The following is a 17,737-nucleotide window of genomic DNA, read 5'->3' on the forward strand; positions in this document are numbered from 1 at the left end:
CTGCCAATGGCCCGAGTGCGGTAAATATGTACCGCACAGCGTCCAGGTTCGCGGGTTTTCCTAGTGGCCTTTCAAAACCAACGGCCACTGCCCCCATGATTACCGAATCCACTGCCACTATTGCCTGCGACGCTTTCAGGCCGGACGCTCATTTCCAGCATCTGCAAAATGTGATCCCCCCTTGGCTGCGCCAGGCGGCGCCTCACAGACGCGAGGCGCTGCGCAACATCACTCCCACTCTGCCCGCCGGACTAAAGGCTGCATCGAAACATCACCACACGAAACTCGCCAGGCTGATCGCCCGACAGATCTCCAGCCAGAATCAGGTCGACAAGGCGCTGGCCAACCTGCAAAACCCCGCGGATTTCGCCGAGCCGCTGCTCCAGGCCGAAATCAAGCGCCGCTTCGGCCTGGATCTGAATGTGCGCGAAACGTTTTTGCGCCTCTACCTGCCTGATCACCTGCCGTGGTTACGCCTGAAGTCAGGCGCTGCGCGCACCTGGACGGTATCGCTGCTGGATGCCGCACTGCACAATTTCGAAAGTGCCGAGACCCTTGCAGATGCCTTCGAACCCGCCTCGACGTACATCACCGCGCCATCCTCCAACGGGCAATTCCTGACCTTGCCGCAGATCCTGGAAAAAATGCCTGTCACGGTCTTTACCGCCATGTGCCGGGAGCTGGACATCGGCCAGCGCTATAAAACCTATCTGGAAGACAATCTGAGTATCGGCAATCCGGTGGACTCGGCGCTGCTGCGAGGGAAAATCCGCGACAGCCAGAAATCCGCAATCACCGCTGCATTGCACCTGGCGCAGATGCAAAAAAACCTGGGCAGCGACACCCACAGCCTTATTCTCGGCCTGCTCGACAACCTGCCGCAGCACAAGCAGCCATGGCGCTGTCATGACCTGAAGATCCTCAACGCGAGCCTCACCGGCATCCTGCTGTTTGCCCCGGACCTGGAGCGCGCCCGGGAAGTGGTTCGCGTGGTGGCTTATATACCGGGCGACCCCGAACAGCCGATCAAGGAATACCCCTCGTCTGCGGCCTTCGCCGAGGAACTGGGTCGACGTCTGCTCGACCCCGCCTATCAACAGTTTTTCAGTCGCTTCATTAACCATGAGGATCGCGGTCACTTTTTCGCACAGCTGAACCAACTGCTTGTCCCGATCACCTGGCAACCGGTCCAGCCAGGCGATCCTCGTCCGACCTGGCGGCAACAGCCCAACCCGCGCGCGGACCTGAAGATCGTGGCAATGCCTGCCACAGCAGAACTGTGGACTCACCTCTACCAGAGCAAGCTCAACAAAATCCTCAACGATGCGCGGGTGATCGCGGTGTCCACTGCAACGGTCGATCAGAAAGCCCGCTGGGCGCTGTGGGATTCCTTCACGGAGATCGCCTCGGCACTGCTGAACATCGCCGCTTTCGTGGCACTGCCATTCGTGCCGTTTCTCGGCGAACTGATGCTCGGCTACATGGCCTACCAGTTGCTCGACGAAACCTTCGAAAGCGTGGTCGACTGGGCCGAGGGGCGGAGTCGCGAGGCCTTCGGGCACTTGATGGGTGTGGTGGAGTCCGCAGTGCAACTGGGGACCTTTGCCGCAGGAGGGGCGATCGCCGCCGGCGAATTTCGCTCGGTATTGCCCCGGGAGATCGTTGAATTCATCGACGGCTTCAATACGGTAAAACGGCCAAACGGCGACACCCGCTACTGGCAGCCCGACCTGACCGGCTATGAACACCCCTCGGCGTTACCCAAGGATGCAAAACCGAATGAACTGGGCCAGCACCCGTATCAGGGCAAAAACCTGCTACTCCTGGAAAACAAGCACTACGCCGTGAGCAAGGATCCACTAACCGGCGGGTACCACATCGACCACCCCTCCCGCCCTGACGCCTACAAACCAAAACTGCGACACAACGGTGCCGGTGCCTGGCAAACCGAACTCGACCAGCCGTTGAGCTGGGACCAGGCCACCGTACTGCACCGTGTCGGCCCGGACATGCAGCGATTTTCGGCCAGTACTCGCGAACGCATCCTCAGCATCAGCGGCAGCCACGAAGATGTCCTGCGCAAGATGCACGTGAATACCGGGCGGGTACCGCCGCTATTGGCCGACACACTCAAACGCTTCGGGATCGATCAGGACATACAGACCTTTATCGATCAGATCGGCAGTGACCAGCCGGAGCACTTCCTCAAGGCGGATCCGGTGACACAGCTGGAACTGCTCAATGAAAACGGTTACTGGCCGGCAAACAAAGGCCTGCGACTGATCGACAAAAAAGCGCAAACCCTTTGGCAAAGCCCGGCGCCCGATGTACCCGTGGTGCAAATCGATACCACCCGCCTCACCGACGGCGACCTGCTGAAAACCTTTCTCCAGACCCTGTCGGACAGCGAAGCCAGAACGCTGATGAGCGAAGAATTCGGCCACCCCTCCCCTGGCCTGGAAAAGCGGGTGCAGCGATTGCGCAAGATACTCGCGCGGCTTGCCGAACAGAAACGGCAAAGCCTGTTCGATCAACGTTACCGCAGACTCGAACGTGGCGCTCGCGCAGCCATACAAGTGGTCATGGATGCCGAGCCCGGATTGCCACGCAGCGTTGCACAAGCGATTGTGGACACGGCAAGCGATCAGGAACTGCAGCAGCTGAAAAACTCAATCCTTGCCCCTCGCCTGGTCGAGTTGAGCCGGGAGGCCGGATTGCAAGTACGGGTGACACGTGCCTACGAGGGGCTTGATCTGCCATCGACCGAGAACAACCTCGACACCGACCGGCTGGCCTTGCACACCCTGGAAAAACTGCCGGGCTGGACGGCAGAGCTACGACTGGAAATCCGCCAGTACGCCCATGAGGGTCCGCTGATCGACAGCCTTGGCCGTATCGACGCGCCCCTGCGTAAAGTGCTGGTGCTCGGAGAAGAGGGTTCCTATCAGCCCTTCGATCATGACGGCGAAGAACTCAGCGGCATGGGCTCGCTCTACACCTGCCTGCTACAGGCCATGCCGGACAGCGAACGGGCGGCCTTGAATCTGAATATCGGTGAAGGTGAACGGCTCAAGCAGCTGATTCGCCAGCACGCCTTGAGCCGCGATGCATTGCGCGCACTGCTGATTCAACACCCCGACCTCAAACCCACCTACGACCCAAAAGTGATGCGCTTGCTCGGTGGCGGTGACGGGTATCGTCAAATGCCACGCAACATACCCACCTTGCAAGGTCGGGCACAGACACTGTTTCCCCATCTATCCGCCGAAGAACTCGACGCCTTCATCGAACGCTTGCAACTGCATCCCGGCGGACCGCGAGCAGAGCTGAGTCGACTCATGACTCAACACACGCAACTGCTGGAGGCACTTTCATCCTGGCGCGATGAAATTCCGCTGTTTATTCCAGACACGCAAATCAGGATCACGCCCGGGCAGTTCGCTGCGCAACAGCAGGTCCGCCGTCAATTCACTATCGATCTGGCCGACTGTTGGCGCCAGCAATGGACCCTTCCCGAAACGACTCTTGAAACAGTCGACTTCAACTTCTCCCAAGCCATCATTGGCCAATTGCCAACACTGGACACCGACTTCAGCGGCGTCACAATGCTAAGGCTCGATGGTGGTAGCGCCACGCGGGGCCTGCACGAGTTTCTGCGCGGCTTTACCGGCCTACGCATCCTGAAACTGCGAGACTTCAACCTTGGCCGCTTGCCAGACACCCTTCCATCGCTGCGACTCGAAGAGCTCATTCTGAGCAATTGCTCGATCACCCTCAGCCCCGAAAGCCAGCTCGGGCTCGAGGGCCTGCATCAGTTGACCACTTTGGACTTGTACAACAACCCCTTGGGCCTGACACCCGATTTCGGCAGCATGCCGGACTTGAACTACATCGATTTATCGCAGACGGGCATCACTGAACTACCGCGCAACTTGCTGACTCGTCCGCGCCTGCGCACCGCCCTACTCAATGATAACCAGATCAAAGAGTTGCCCAGCGCACTGTTCACGCTGCAACAACGCACCCAGGAGGGTTTCGACCTGGCCAACAATCCGTTTTCCAGCGCAACCCGTGAACGCCTCAAACAGCACTTCCAACAGACCCATCAGGACTTCGGTATCTTTGCCGAGCAAGCAGATATCGACCGCACCCAGGCGCTGTACCCCATGATGGACCAGGAGGACGCCAGCAAATTCGTGTTCCTGCTCCCCGGCACACTGGACGAGGGGCGAATCGCATTGACCCGCCTGGAAGCCGAACTCACCACCCTTGAACACGACCTGTCGGCCTGGACCGGCAATATTCCAGCCGTCCACCCCCACAGCAATCAACCGTTCACTGCCCAGCAACTGCTGATCGAACATTCGACGCGGGACGCATTCAGAGAGTCCGTACTGCGCTGCTGGCGCCGGGAAACCGATCCAGTGAACCTCAACGACTCGCTGCAAGCGACTACTTATGACCTGAGCCTGAACACGTGGATTACCGGTCACCTTCCGACACTTAGCGCAGATTTCAGCCATGTTTCTCTGGTTTACCTGGAGAGCGAGAGTGGCCTGACTTCGGGTGTCACGGGGTTCCTGGAGTGCTTCCCCAAACTCAAGACCCTCGTTATCAACGACTTCAGGCTGGGCAATATCCCGGAGGCGATCTTCCGGATGAGCGATTTGAGCTCGCTCAATCTCCCTGACTGCAACATCACCCTGTCCCCGGAGTCGGTCCTGAACCTGGCCGAGATGGCCCGCCTGGAATTCATCGATTTGAGAAACAATCCCCTGGGGCTGGCTCCGGATATCAGCCAGATGACGGACCTGGCAACCCTGCAACTGGACAACTGCGGGCTCCCCGAATTACCCGCCGGGCTGATGCAACTCAAGAGCCTGGAAATCGTAGACCTGAGCGGCAACACGATCAGCCAGATACCCGCCGACCTCCTCGAAATGCCGTTGGAGGTCGCCGAAAGCATCAGCCTGCGGGGTAATGCGCTCTCTGAAGAAAGCCTGCAAATCCTGCTTGAGTACTTCAGGTTGACCAGCGTCGACTTCGGGGTTCAGGAAGTGATTGATCGGGCAGAATTGGAGATGTCGACTTCCGAGGCGTCCGAACCGGAAGACTGATCGGTATCAGGCGCGGATCAACCGCGCTCCGGCGGCACCGATGACAACTCGAACGGGCTGCTGCTGCGCCGCTGGTTGCGATCTTCCCGCGGCGTGGCACCGAAGAAATTGCGATAGGCGCTGGAGAAATGCGGCCCCGAGGAGAAGCCACAGGACAGGCCGATCTGGATGATCGACTTGCTGGTTTGCATCAACATCTGCCGGGCCTTGTTCAGGCGCAGTTCCAGGTAGTACTGGCTCGGCACACGGTTGAGGTATTGCTTGAAAATGCGCTCCAGTTGCCGACGGGACACGCACACGTGCTGGGCGATTTCGTCGGTGGTCAGCGGCTCTTCGATGTTGGCTTCCATCAGCAACACCGCCTGGGTGAGCTTCGGATGGCTGGAACCGAGGCGGTTCTGCAACGGAATACGCTGGCGTTCGCCGCCCTCACGAATGCGCTCGACCACCAGTTCCTCGGACACCGCACCGGCCAGTTCCGCACCGTGGTCGCGGGCCAGCACCGCCAGCAACAAGTCGAGCACCGACATGCCGCCGCACGCCGTCAGGCGATCGCGATCCCAGTCGAACAGGTGGCTGGTGGCAATGACCTTCGGAAAGCGCTCGGCGAAATCGTCCTGCCAGCGCCAATGCACCGCCGCGCGATAACCGTCGAGCAAACCCAGCTGTGCCAACGGGTAAACACCGGCCGACAGACCGCCGATCACGCAACCGGAACGCACCAGTTGCTTGAGCGCACTGCTGAGCGCCGGCGCCAGTGCGGTCGGTGGTTCGTCAGCGAGCAGGAACAGTTTCTGGAAGTTTTCGAGCTTGCCGGCCCACGCCTCGCCCGGCAATTGCCAGGCGCTTTCGGCCGGCGGTTCGGCCTGCAGGAACGACAACTCGTAAACCACGTCCGGATGCACACGCTGGGCAACACGCAAGGCCTCCTCAGCCAGCGCAAGCGTCAGTGCTTTAGTGCTGGGCCAAATCAGGAAACCAATTCGATGGGCAGTCATGGTGGGCAATCCGAAGCGGAGAACAGTGATGAAGGCATGGGCCAATGCTAGCCCGTAAATGAACGCAAATCTTAAAACCAGCAGAGATCAAACCTGTAGGAGCTGTCGAGTGAAACGAGGCTGCGATCTTTTGACTCGAAAAATCAAGATCAAAAGATCGCAGCCTTCGGCAGCTCCTAGCAAGGTGCACAACGGCAGCCCTGATTACTTCAGGCTACCCGAGAGAAATTGCTGCAAACGCTCGGATTGCGGGTTCACCAGCACTTCGCGCGGGTTGCCGCTTTCTTCGACCACACCTTTGTGCAGGAACACCAACTGGTTCGACACTTCACGGGCAAAGCCCATTTCGTGGGTCACCACGACCATGGTCCGGCCTTCCTGGGCCAGGGCCTGCATGACTTTCAGCACGTCGCCGACCAGCTCCGGGTCGAGGGCGGAAGTCGGTTCGTCGAACAGCATCACTTCCGGCTCCATCGCCAACGCACGGGCAATGGCCACGCGCTGCTGCTCGCCGCCGGACATGTGCCCAGGGTAAGCATCCTTGCGATGGGCCACGCCTACCTTGTTCAGGTAGTGCTCGGCCTTGTCGCGGGCCTCGGCCTTGGACATGCCCAGCACATGCACCGGCGCTTCCATGATGTTTTCCAGCGCGGTCATGTGCGACCACAGGTTGAAATGCTGGAACACCATCGACAGGCGCGAACGCATGCGTTGCAGCTGTTTCGGGTCGGCAGCCTTCAGCGCGCCGTCCTTGTTCGCCACCAGCTTGAGCTCTTCGTTGTTGAGCAGGATCTTGCCCGCGTGTGGCTGCTCCAGCAGGTTGATGCAGCGCAGGAAAGTACTTTTGCCGGAGCCACTGGAACCGATGATGCTGATCACATCGCCGGCTGCCGCTTTCAGGGACACGCCCTTGAGCACTTCGTGACTGCCATAGCGTTTATGCAGGTCTTGGACTTCAAGTTTGTACATGCTGTCGGTTCTCACAAAAACAGTCAGTCAGTGGTATTCAGTGCTTGCGCGGGGCCAGGTAGCCCAGCCAGCGGCGCTCGGCCATCTTGAACAGCTTCACCAGGATGAAGGTCAGGCACAGGTAGAACACGCCGGCCGTGATGTACGCCTCGAACGGCAGGTAGAACTGGGCGTTGACCGTGCGCGCGGCACCGGTGATGTCGATCAGGGTCACGATGGACGCCAGACTGGTGGTCTGCAGCATCATGATCACCTCGTTGCTGTACTGCGGCAGCGCACGGCGCAGGGCCGACGGCAGCAGGATGCGCTTGTACATCTTGACCCGCGACATGCCCATGGCCTTGGCCGCTTCGATCTCGCCGTTCGGCGTGGCACGCAGGCTGCCGGCGATGATTTCGGCGGTGTAGGCGCTGGTGTTGATCGCGAACGCCAGGCACGCACAGAACGTTGCGCTGGACAGCCACGGCCAGAGGAAGCTTTCACGCACCGCTTCGAACTGCGCCAGACCGTAGTAGATCAAGAACAGCTGCACCAGCATCGGCGTGCCACGGATCACATAGGTGTAGAGCCAGGCCGACATGTTGACGACCGAGTTCTTCGAGACGCGCATCAGGCCCAGCGGCAAGGCGCACAGCAAGCCGAAGAACAGCGACAGCGCGAGCAGTTTGAGGGTGGTCACCAGGCCGCCGAGGTACAGCGGCATGGCCTCCCAGATGACGTTGTAGTCGAAGATCATAGATCAGCCGCCCTTACGCCTACCGAGTAGCGCTTCTCAAGGTGACGCAATGCCAGCAACGACACACTGGTGATCACCAGGTACATCGCCGCCACTGCGAGGAAGAAGGTGAAAGGCTCGCGGGTGGCATCGGCTGCCTGCTTGGCCTTGAACATCATGTCTTGCAGACCCACCACCGAAATCAGCGCGGTAGCCTTGGTCAATACCAGCCAGTTGTTGGTGAAACCCGGAATCGCCAGACGAATCATCTGCGGCACCAACACCCGGAAGAACACCTGGAAACTGCTCATGCCGTAAGCCATGCCGGCTTCGGCCTGGCCCTTGGGGATCGCCATGAAGGCGCCACGGAAGGTTTCCGACAGGTACGCACCGAAGATGAAGCCCAAGGTGCCGATACCGGCCGCCAACGGGTTCAGGTCGATGTACTCGTCAAAGCCGAGCAGCGGTGCGACGCGGTTGAGCAGGTCCTGGCCACCGTAGAAAATCAGCAGGATCAGCACCAGGTCGGGAATACCGCGGATCACCGTGGAATACAGGTCGCCCAGCCAGGCCAGCCAGCGCACCGGCGACAGACGCAGTGCCACGCCGATCAGGCCCAGAACGATGGCCATGGCCATGGACGACAAGGCGAGCTGAAGCGTCAGCCAAGCGCCATCGAGGATGACAGCCCCGTAGCCTTTCAACATGATTCAGGTCCTCGAAAGTTGGGATGAAAAAATGGCGCAAACCTCAGAGATCCTGTTGCTTGCGCCATTTCGGACTTGTCGCTGGGACGAGTTACTTGCCGTAGATATCGAAGGCGAAGTACTTGTCCTGGATTTGCTTGTATTTGCCGTTCGCACGGATGGCCGCGATAGCATTGTTGAGTTTGTCCAGATCTTCCTTGTCACCCTTGCGAACCGCGATGCCTACGCCGTCGCCGAAGTATTTGACGTCGGTGAACGCAGGGCCGACGAAGGCGAAACCTTTACCGGCGTCGGTTTTCAGGAAACCGTCATCCAGAAGCGTAGCGTCTGCCACGGTGCCGTCGAGGCGGCCGGCGGCCACGTCGAGGTAAATCTCGTTCTGCGAACCGTAAGGCTTGATCTCGGCACCCAGCGGGGCCAGGACTTCGCGGGCGAAACGCTCGTGGATGGAACCACGCTGCACACCGATGTTCTTGCCCTTGAGCTCGGTCAGGCCTTCGCTGACCTGAGTGCCGGCTTTCATGACCAGGCGAGCCGGGGTGTTGTAGTACTTGTTGGTGAAGTCCACGGACTTCTTGCGATCTTCAGTGATCGACATGGACGACAGGATCGCGTCGATCTTGCGCACCTTGAGCGCAGGGATCAGACCGTCGAACTCTTGCTCGACCCACACGCACTTGACCTTCATTTCTTCACACAGCGCGTTGCCGATGTCGTAGTCGAAACCAACGATGCTGCCGTCCGGTGCCTTGGACGCGAACGGAGGGTAAGCCGCCTCGATACCGATTTTCAGAGGTTTTTCATCGGCGAAGGTTGGCAAGGACAGCACGGACAGTGCCAGGGCGCCAAGCAGCACGAGTTTCTTCATCTTGGGACTCCATCGGTAAAGGGCAAAAACGGCAGAGTGAGCAACAGCCCAATATGCGAGTGAGTGGAACCGGAAAGCAGTGCTGCGTCCTGGGAAGCGGGTGTTGAAATTCAACACGAGCAACGACGAGCGAGTGATCGGCATTCTAACGACAGGCCCGAGGCCGATATTTCTTCAATGCGACAACTAATTACAGAAGCACTGAGAAAGCCGTTTTAGCACGTTGACAGCCCTGCAAAATCATGCAAGAGCAAAAGATATTGAACCGATCTATATTGCAAATTGCGGGCCTATTATTGGCAAACCCTTCTAATCCGGCAAGCGCAGTGTAATGGCTTATTTTTTTCAAGGGCATTTAAGGACCGGATTTGAGTACCGACGTTTCCCAATGCCCCGTATTGGCGCGACGCGGTTACACATTCAGTAACCTGAAAGAACGCAGGTAACAGTGGGAATCGTCCTACGGCCGAAGCCGATATTTATTGGCCGATGTTTAAGTGGCACCTGACAAACCGCCATCGCGAGCAAGCTCGCTCCCACAGGTTTTGTGGTGTGGTTCAGATCGCATATACACCGCAAATCCCTGTGGGAGCGGGCCTGCCCGCGAAGAGGCCAGCCCAGGCACAAAAAAGCCCCGCCAGGCTCAACACCTGACAGGGCTTTCAGTGACTCAGAACCCGCGCTTACGCGACATTCATCGTCTTGTGGGTATCAATCAAATGCTGCACCACACTCGGATCAGCCAGGGTGGAAATATCACCCAACCCATCATATTCAGCCGTCGCAATCTTGCGCAGAATCCGGCGCATGATCTTGCCCGAACGAGTCTTCGGCAGCCCCGGCGCCCACTGAATCACATCCGGCGAAGCAATCGGACCGATCTCCTTGCGCACCCAGTTTTTCAGTTCCAGGCGCAGCTGCTCGCTCGGCTCTACACCGTTTTTAAGAGTGACATAAACATAAATGCCCTGCCCCTTGATGTCGTGCGGCACACCGACCACTGCGGCTTCGGCGACTTTCGGGTGAGCGACCATCGCGCTTTCGATCTCGGCGGTGCCCATGCGGTGGCCGGACACGTTGAGCACGTCGTCCACGCGACCGGTGATCCAGTAGTAACCGTCAGCGTCACGACGCGCACCGTCACCGGTGAAGTACATGCCACGGAAGGTCTTGAAGTAAGTGTCGACGAAGCGGTCATGGTCGCCAAACAGCGTACGTGCCTGACCTGGCCACGAATCGAGAATCACCAGGTTGCCCTCGGCCTCGCCTTCGACGATGTTGCCCAGGTTGTCCACCAGGGCCGGCACCACGCCGAAGAACGGACGCGCCGCAGAGCCTGGCTTGAGCGCGTGCGCCCCCGGTAGCGGGCTCATCATGTTGCCGCCGGTCTCGGTCTGCCACCAGGTATCGACGATCGGGCAACGGGACTTGCCGACATTCTTGTAGTACCAGTCCCAGGCTTCCGGGTTGATCGGCTCGCCCACCGAACCCAACAGGCGCAGGCTGCTGCCATCGGCGCCTTCAACAGCGGCGGTGCCCGAAGCCATCATGGCGCGGATCGCGGTCGGTGCGGTGTAGAGGATGTTGACCTTGTGCTTGTCGACGATCTTCGCCACCCGGGTGATGTCCGGGTAGTTCGGCACGCCTTCGAACAGCAGCGTGGTCGCGCCGTTGGCCAGCGGGCCGTAGACGATGTAACTGTGGCCGGTGACCCAGCCGACGTCGGCGGTGCACCAGTAGATTTCACCCGGGCGGTAGTCGAACACGCGCTCGTGGGTCATGGCTGCGTACAGCAGATAGCCGCCAGTGGTGTGCTGCACGCCCTTCGGCTTGCCGGTGGAACCCGAGGTGTAAAGGATGAACAGCGCTTCTTCGGCGCCCATCTCTTTCGGCGCGCACACGGTGCCGGCCACTTTCATCAGGTCCTCGAACCAGATGTCGCGATGCTGGTTCCACTTGATGTCGCCGCCGGTGCGCTTGCACACGATGACTTTCTGGATGCTGCTGGTTTCCGGGTTGGTCAGGGCGTCGTCGACGTTGGCCTTGAGCGGGATCTTCTTGCCGGCACGAATGCCTTCGTCGGCCGTGATCACCACTTTGGATTTGCAGTCGATGATACGACCGGCCAGGGCTTCCGGCGAGAAACCGCCGAACACCACCGAGTGAATCGCGCCGATCCGGGTACAGGCCAGCATGGCGACCACGGCTTCGGGGATCATCGGCATATAGATAGTCACCACGTCGCCGCGGTGTACGTCCTGGCCACGCAGGGCGTTGGCGAACTTGCACACTTGCTCGTGCAGTTCGCGGTAAGTGATGTTGCGGCTTTCGGCAGGGTCATCGCCTTCCCAGATGATCGCGACCTGATCACCGCGCTCGGCCAGATGACGGTCGAGGCAGTTGTAGGAAACGTTCAGGGTGCCGTCGGCGAACCATTTGATGTCGACATGGTGATCGTCGAAGGAAGTCTGCTTCACCGTGGTGAAAGGCTTGATCCAGTCGAGGCGCTTGGCTTGCTCGCGCCAGAAGCCGTCCGGGTTGACGACCGACTGCTGGTACATGGCCTTGTAGGTCGCCTCGTCGGTCAGCGTGTTAGCCAGAACCTCGGGACGAACGGGATACAGGGAAGCCGCACTCATCTTTCTTACCTCGGTGGAATAGTTGTTTTTGTATGACCCTGTTTTAGCCGGGCCGGGGCTATAGAACCATTCGACGATGGTAGTAACAAGCCCCTACAAATTGTCGTAAATAGGTCCCCAGCCTGCCAAACCGCAGACGTTTCGTCGTCCCCCAAACGAGGTAGGAGCTGCCGCAGGCTGCGATCTTTTGACCTTGCTCTTAAAAAACGGGATCAAAAGATCGCAGCCTGCGCCAGCTCCTACACAGGGCGTAATTACCCAGTTTTCGGGGATTGTTACGAAATACGTCAAAAGTGTTTATCAAATCCACGGCTATATGGACGAGGCGCGTACACCTAAAATCAGCCACGCCAACAAGGCAACCTGATTAACCCAGTTGCAGCCCCCACGAAGGCAGTTAATCAAAACCCTGATACCGAAGCTCCACGCGCAATCCCAACAAGATTGCGTGCCCCCTTTCGACCTCCAAAAGGTAAATCCGAAATGAAAGCTTTATTAGTTCTGGCCCTCAGCAGTCTGTGCGCAACCGCCATGGCAAACGAGGTCCCGGCTGATGTCGCGCAGCAACAACCGGCAATAGAGGAATACACCTACTCCACCCATCTGGACATCGCCAAAGTGATCTCCATGAGCGAAGCGCCGAACGTGTGTGAAGTTGTACCGATGAAAATGGAATACGAAGACTCTCACGGCCAACGACACATCCTGCGTTACAGCGCCATGGGCAACGGCTGCTCTAACGGCTGACCTCCTGCTTCACCCCCCAATAAGGTTCGAGCCACCCGCCGCGATCAGGCAGATGAAGCGCCGAACCTTAATGATCGATTCAATCGATTCTTTTAAGCATTTATTTGCGCTTTTTAATCGAAATAGTCGGCGTAGTATTGAATGCAACCCAAGACAAACAACACCTGCGAAACTGGAGTAACGACCATGAAAACCCAACTGATCCTCGCCCTGACCCTCTCCGTACTGGCTGCCAACACCTTCGCCGCCGATGGTTACGACCGCACCGGCTCGGCGGCTTACACCACTGAAGCCTCTGTCGCCTCCGACGGTTCTGACCACACCGGCGCTGCCCGCTTCGCCGCCGATGGTGCTGATCACGTTGGTGCAGGCAAACTGGCTTCCGATGGCGCTGACCACACCGGTGCCGCCCGCCTCGCTGCCGATGGCGCTGATCACGTCGGTGCCGCTCGCCTGAGCTGATCCGCCAGCGTGACTTCACAGCCCGACTTCGGTCGGGCTTAGTTGTGTCTGGAGCCTGAGAAAACCCCACCGAAACACAAGATGTAGTGAAAAAAGCCTTTTTTGGTTATTTCTTGAACAAAAATAATCCGGGGCAAAAAATCAGGAAAAAAAATCTTCCCTCGCCAACGCCCTTCAAAGCCCTGTAAACCCTCACTCCAACCGAAAAACGGCCCCCGTCGACCGATCCGTGAGCCATTTCGCCGCACCACAGCACGCAAAACTTCCCTATAATGCGGCCTTAAACGGGCCTGCAATATTCCCTTACAGGGACGAAAAGCCAGTCTGAAGCCCCGCACATGCGATCAACGCTTGCTGCGCCCATCAGTGGCTCTCGGAACCCCGTACAAAATTCTGTTTGATGCCTGCGTATAGCTGCCGCAAAAAACGATTCCTTTAGATCCAACGCGGCCAGTAAGGCCGTGTGAAAAACCGACCATCCAATTTCACACGGGCACACTGGCCCTCACGCAGGAGACGACACGTCATGCTGAGCTGGGACGAATTCGACAAAGAAGACACGGAAGTAGCAGTCAAGAGCGCCAACGCTGGCCACGCCACCGAAGCCAACATGGACCGTCTCGACAGCGCCGGCGGTGCCGCCGCCCTGGAAGCCCGTGCCGTGACCGCCGCTGACTCCGCCGCCGTTGCCCGCGCCAAAGCCGCCCTGGACTCCCTCGACGTCGCCGAAGGCCTCGCCGAACTCGAAGGCGCCTCCGCCCGTGTCGCCGTTGACGAAAAGCGCATGATCAACTGCCGCGCCGACCTCAACCAACTCGTACCCTTCAAGTACGACTGGGCCTGGCAGAAGTACCTGGACGGCTGCGCAAACCACTGGATGCCGCAAGAAGTCAACATGACCGCCGACATCGCCCTCTGGAAAAACCCGGAAGGCCTGACCGACGACGAGCGCCGCATCGTGATGCGCAACCTCGGCTTCTTCTCCACCGCCGACTCCCTGGTTGCCAACAACCTGGTCCTGGCCGTGTACCGCCTGATCACCAACCCGGAATGCCGCCAGTACATCCTGCGCCAGGCCTTCGAAGAGGCGATCCACACCCACGCCTACCAGTACTGCATCGAATCGCTGGCCATGGATGAAGGCGAAATCTTCAACATGTACCACGAGATCCCGTCGGTCGCGAAAAAAGCCACCTGGGGCCTGAAATACACCCGCTCGATCTCCGATCCGAAGTTCGAAACCGGCACCGTCGAAACCGACAAAGAACTGCTGCGCAACCTGATCGCCTACTACTGCGTCCTGGAAGGCATCTTCTTCTACTGCGGCTTCACTCAGATCCTCTCCATGGGCCGCCGCAACAAAATGACCGGCGTCGCCGAGCAGTTCCAATACATCCTGCGCGACGAATCCATGCACCTGAACTTCGGCATCGACGTGATCAACCAGATCAAAATCGAAAACCCGCATTTGTGGGATGCTGAAATGAAGGAAGAAGCTTCGCAGATGATTCTGCAGGGCACTCAGCTGGAGATCGAATACGCTCGTGACACCATGCCTCGTGGCGTGTTGGGCATGAACGCGGCGATGATGGAGGACTACCTCAAGTTCATCGCTAACCGTCGTTTGTCGCAGATTGGGTTGAAGGAAGAGTATCCGGGGACGACTAACCCGTTCCCTTGGATGAGCGAGATTATGGACTTGAAGAAAGAGAAGAATTTCTTTGAGACGCGGGTTATTGAGTATCAGACTGGTGGGGCTTTGAGCTGGGATTGATTTCTGGAGCTAGCCACGAATTTCCGGTCATGATCTAAATCGGCAGATTGGTAAAATCAAAAAGCCCTGACTTGTTCAGGGCTTTTTATTGGAAAAAAGCTAATTCGCCCCCTTCGACTCTTTTTTAAATGCATCTACTAAATCCCTGACGATTCAATCTACCAGCGGCAAATGCCACTGGCGGATAGAATTTCTCTTTTACTGGACAGGGGTCCAACCGGCGTAGCGACGGTAATCACCACCCGCAGTGGAAGGAATGAGAATGCAATGCAGCTGATTTTGAGCATCAAATCCAATCAGAATGTTGTCTCCTTCCTGCGCTTGGTCCATCACCGGGTTGCCCTGAAAATAGAGCCTGTGTTCTGAGCGGGTGGGATGCCTTTCTCTGGAGTCGTACCAAGTAACTCCTGCCCGATAGCTTGTGTCATCCCCACGTACAGAGAAAAAGGCTTGGAACTCTGCTCGGTCTTCACCGAACACCTTTTGTAACTCTACCACCCCATTGAATTCATGCTGGTGCGAGCGCTCGGGGTGAGCTTCCACCGCTACAAGCGTTTTGATACATGCTGGTTTAAGGACAACAGGTCTAGAAGACATTCCTTTTTCCTTCGTTAGCCGCGACCGCTATAAATTCCAGAAACCTCGCGCAGAGAACTCCTCACGGGCCTGGGCCAACACCAATATGGAGACCTGCTTGATGCTTTTCAACTCAGGCGGCCATGTATTACCTGAAGTTACTGTTAAACACCCCAATTACTGGATAAAAACACATACATTAGCGTCGAGTTCCGTTTTGCGGCAGATATTTTCGACAAAATGCAGGTAGGTGATACCCCGCGATTTTATTGGGCGTTTTAGAAGCATGAGTGCTCAGTGCCGTGTCGGCCCGAGACTCTAGTGCTCCCCTGTTTCGCTCACTAAAGATAAGCCTTGGCCTTCTTGAGATTAACGAAGGCCAAAATACAGCCAATCAGCAATTATGATCTTTCGTAAGAGCAATAAAACTCTCAAGCTCCATCAACCAACCTCTTTGTGAACCAGAATATGTCGCTTGTATTTTTTTGGGCACTACAAGCTGCAAGCCATGAGATTGCATTTCCATGGTCTGACTTTCACTGATAGCGGCTTCCATCGTAACCAAGTGCTTTTCAGCAATCCTGTGAGCCTCGCTCAAAACCTGGCGCCAACGATCCTTACACGTTGTCTTCGCCCCTAGCATAAATAACTTCTCTGCTGGAAAGTCAGAGTCGCGGTACTCAGCAAAACCCGGAAATATGAAATCAGGCCTTGAGTTATTTTCAGTTGTTAAACCTTTACCTCGTCCCTGTTGAAATCGCAAACCGTGCAATCGGAAAATTTCATCCAGATGGCCTTCAAATGCATGTCCCACCCTGGATTTCCGACGATTTTGCACGCTCAAAGAGAAACTGATGAACTCATCTACGTCATCACCCTCCTCGCCAAACCCGGTGCGAAGTCGCTGCTGAACCAAATGCCGCTCATAAATACGAAAAAGCTTTTCTTCATGCTCCATCCAGTCAAGGATGGTCTGATCGGGACAATGAAGAGGGTCGACCATTTCCTCAATAGATTTTCTCGCATAAACCGAGAATGCTGATGTCGTTGGAAAAGCTTTTCCTCCAAACAAATGAACGAGTTGTTCAAGCCAAACATCATCACCCGTTTCAATTGGACTTACTTCAATCCCCAAGTCTTCCAGCATTAACCGTAACGGTAAAAGCAACTGCACAGAGTCCAGCGTTCCTGAGGTGAAGCTTTCGCCTACGTGATCCAGACCGAACAGGAGCCGCAATTGGCTCTCAACCGTGCTACCTGCTGGTGTGAATATCATCAGCAATGAACCGTCGCGCATCTTCGCTACCAGAAGAAAATCCCCCTCTTCGAGCAACTCAGTTACTGCATTCGTATTGTAATAGAGACGAAACTCAGCGCTTCTATGAGGTTGCTTTCGTCGACAGTCATACCAAGTGACCATCCCCTCACTGATATCGGGCGCAACAGATTCATCCGTAAAATAAATTTGCTTGGCTTTGAATCGATATTCTTCGCTCTTCCCGGGAGTACCTAGGTACTGCTTAAATCCTGCAGCAGGAAGACCACCAATTTCGTGCTGATGAGAGCGGCCTGGATCTGCGTCCACAGCACTCAAATATTTGGCGGCTACACCTTCGAAGTAGTCACTAATGCGGTCAGTGAACATGCGTTTTCATCTATCTGTAAATATTCATTACCGTTTATCAGCCACTCAGTCATGAGGTCAATCAATAAAAGTGATTTTTCTCGCTTCATTGACCTTACGGCGCACTCCCAAACGACAAGAACCCTCCACCCTTGACCCAACAGGGACGTTTCATGGGATCGGTCTCTGATCTGATTTTTACCGATTTTTTCCAACCAAAAATCAGGTCGCGTCTGGGGGACTTTGAAATATCGACAGGTGTGTCCGTGCCAAAAGCAGCCGTGCACAAACACCACTGCGTTGTATTTTGGTAAGACCAGATCAGGTTTACCGGGGAGATGTTTAACGTGCAAGCGGAAGCGAAAGCCACGGGCATGCAAGGCTTTACGGATCAAAACTTCTGGTTTGGTATTTTTACCCTGAATGCCAGCCATCATTCGAGAGCGTGTTGACACATCCACAATGTCGACCAAAAAACCACCCCCATGCAATCGATAGCTACCCCCCCTTTGTATACCTCAGGAGCGAGTACTCTCAAGGT

Annotated in this window: 13 protein-coding genes; 4 read left to right on the forward strand and 9 right to left on the reverse strand. The window is 56.9% G+C overall.

Annotated elements, in window-relative coordinates; all coding sequences use genetic code 11:
- Positions 1–95 precede the first annotated feature (95 nt).
- Entirely contained in the window at positions 96–5,117 is a 5,022-nt protein-coding gene (locus AB4O40_RS10755; protein WP_460054618.1) for a dermonecrotic toxin domain-containing protein, read from the forward strand.
- 17 nt (positions 5,118–5,134) lie between these two features.
- Here the strand turns inward: AB4O40_RS10755 and argR are convergent, their stop codons facing one another.
- The 6 genes from argR to acs form a co-directional block, all read right to left on the reverse strand.
- Complete coding sequence (gene argR, locus AB4O40_RS10760; protein ID WP_056724139.1) at positions 5,135–6,115, reverse strand: transcriptional regulator ArgR; 981 nt, start codon at positions 6,113–6,115, stop codon at positions 5,135–5,137.
- 204 nt (positions 6,116–6,319) lie between these two features.
- Positions 6,320–7,084: an ABC transporter ATP-binding protein gene (locus tag AB4O40_RS10765; RefSeq protein WP_056724137.1), complete on the reverse strand. Its 765-nt coding sequence runs from the start codon at positions 7,082–7,084 to the stop codon at positions 6,320–6,322.
- Between the two features lie 37 nt (positions 7,085–7,121).
- Positions 7,122–7,820 carry an ABC transporter permease gene (locus tag AB4O40_RS10770; RefSeq protein ID WP_056724135.1) on the reverse strand — a complete coding sequence of 233 codons (699 nt, stop codon included), beginning with the start codon at positions 7,818–7,820 and terminating at the stop codon, positions 7,122–7,124.
- Entirely contained in the window at positions 7,817–8,506 is a 690-nt protein-coding gene (locus AB4O40_RS10775; protein WP_015096506.1) for an ABC transporter permease, read from the reverse strand. Before AB4O40_RS10775 ends, AB4O40_RS10770 begins: the two co-directional genes overlap by 4 nt.
- A 91-nt stretch (positions 8,507–8,597) precedes the next feature.
- The gene (locus tag AB4O40_RS10780; RefSeq protein WP_056724133.1) at positions 8,598–9,374 is read right to left on the reverse strand and encodes an ABC transporter substrate-binding protein; all 777 of its coding nucleotides are present in this window, start codon (positions 9,372–9,374) and stop codon (positions 8,598–8,600) included.
- Between the two features lie 683 nt (positions 9,375–10,057).
- The gene (gene acs / locus AB4O40_RS10785; protein WP_223541276.1) at positions 10,058–12,013 is read right to left on the reverse strand and encodes an acetate--CoA ligase; all 1,956 of its coding nucleotides are present in this window, start codon (positions 12,011–12,013) and stop codon (positions 10,058–10,060) included.
- Between the two features lie 483 nt (positions 12,014–12,496).
- Between acs and AB4O40_RS10790 the strand changes: the two genes are divergently transcribed.
- From AB4O40_RS10790 to AB4O40_RS10800, 3 genes are all read left to right on the forward strand, one after another.
- On the forward strand, positions 12,497–12,760 hold the full coding sequence (locus AB4O40_RS10790) for a DUF2790 domain-containing protein (protein WP_056725860.1): 264 nt from the start codon (positions 12,497–12,499) through the stop codon (positions 12,758–12,760).
- Between the two features lie 186 nt (positions 12,761–12,946).
- Complete coding sequence (locus tag AB4O40_RS10795) at positions 12,947–13,222, forward strand: hypothetical protein (protein WP_460054606.1); 276 nt, start codon at positions 12,947–12,949, stop codon at positions 13,220–13,222.
- Positions 13,223–13,748: 526 nt separating this feature from the next.
- Entirely contained in the window at positions 13,749–14,996 is a 1,248-nt protein-coding gene (locus AB4O40_RS10800) for a ribonucleotide-diphosphate reductase subunit beta (RefSeq protein WP_007978181.1), read from the forward strand.
- Positions 14,997–15,194: 198 nt separating this feature from the next.
- Here AB4O40_RS10800 and AB4O40_RS10805 read toward each other — a convergent pair whose 3' ends face one another.
- The 3 genes from AB4O40_RS10805 to AB4O40_RS10815 all read right to left on the reverse strand — a co-directional run bounded on the left by AB4O40_RS10805 (position 15,195) and on the right by AB4O40_RS10815 (position 17,633).
- Positions 15,195–15,593 carry a hypothetical protein gene (locus tag AB4O40_RS10805; RefSeq protein ID WP_460054603.1) on the reverse strand — a complete coding sequence of 133 codons (399 nt, stop codon included), beginning with the start codon at positions 15,591–15,593 and terminating at the stop codon, positions 15,195–15,197.
- Between the two features lie 373 nt (positions 15,594–15,966).
- Positions 15,967–17,217, reverse strand: coding sequence for a type II restriction endonuclease (locus tag AB4O40_RS10810; protein ID WP_460054600.1), 1,251 nt, complete (start codon positions 17,215–17,217; stop codon positions 15,967–15,969).
- The gene (locus tag AB4O40_RS10815) at positions 17,178–17,633 is read right to left on the reverse strand and encodes a very short patch repair endonuclease (RefSeq protein ID WP_460054597.1); all 456 of its coding nucleotides are present in this window, start codon (positions 17,631–17,633) and stop codon (positions 17,178–17,180) included. The genes AB4O40_RS10810 and AB4O40_RS10815 overlap by 40 nt, the downstream gene beginning before the upstream one ends.
- Between the last annotated feature and the right edge of the window lie 104 nt (positions 17,634–17,737).

It is taken from the genome of Pseudomonas sp. S2_F07, assembly GCF_054668325.1.

Excerpts from the sequence above, each read along its gene's own strand:
- AB4O40_RS10805 (WP_460054603.1), bottom strand. The coding sequence starts at position 15,593 with ATGTCTTCTAGACCTGTTGTCCTTAAACCAGCATGTATCAAAACGCTT.
- AB4O40_RS10765 (WP_056724137.1), bottom strand. The coding sequence starts at position 7,084 with ATGTACAAACTTGAAGTCCAAGACCTGCATAAACGCTATGGCAGTCAC.
- acs (WP_223541276.1), bottom strand. The coding sequence starts at position 12,013 with ATGAGTGCGGCTTCCCTGTATCCCGTTCGTCCCGAGGTTCTGGCTAAC.
- AB4O40_RS10790 (WP_056725860.1), top strand. The coding sequence starts at position 12,497 with ATGAAAGCTTTATTAGTTCTGGCCCTCAGCAGTCTGTGCGCAACCGCC.
- AB4O40_RS10795 (WP_460054606.1), top strand. The coding sequence starts at position 12,947 with ATGAAAACCCAACTGATCCTCGCCCTGACCCTCTCCGTACTGGCTGCC.
- AB4O40_RS10780 (WP_056724133.1), bottom strand. The coding sequence starts at position 9,374 with ATGAAGAAACTCGTGCTGCTTGGCGCCCTGGCACTGTCCGTGCTGTCC.
- AB4O40_RS10770 (WP_056724135.1), bottom strand. The coding sequence starts at position 7,820 with ATGATCTTCGACTACAACGTCATCTGGGAGGCCATGCCGCTGTACCTC.
- AB4O40_RS10775 (WP_015096506.1), bottom strand. The coding sequence starts at position 8,506 with ATGTTGAAAGGCTACGGGGCTGTCATCCTCGATGGCGCTTGGCTGACG.
- argR (WP_056724139.1), bottom strand. The coding sequence starts at position 6,115 with ATGACTGCCCATCGAATTGGTTTCCTGATTTGGCCCAGCACTAAAGCA.
- AB4O40_RS10800 (WP_007978181.1), top strand. The coding sequence starts at position 13,749 with ATGCTGAGCTGGGACGAATTCGACAAAGAAGACACGGAAGTAGCAGTC.
- AB4O40_RS10810 (WP_460054600.1), bottom strand. The coding sequence starts at position 17,217 with ATGTTCACTGACCGCATTAGTGACTACTTCGAAGGTGTAGCCGCCAAA.
- AB4O40_RS10755 (WP_460054618.1), top strand. The coding sequence starts at position 96 with ATGATTACCGAATCCACTGCCACTATTGCCTGCGACGCTTTCAGGCCG.
- AB4O40_RS10815 (WP_460054597.1), bottom strand. The coding sequence starts at position 17,633 with ATGATGGCTGGCATTCAGGGTAAAAATACCAAACCAGAAGTTTTGATC.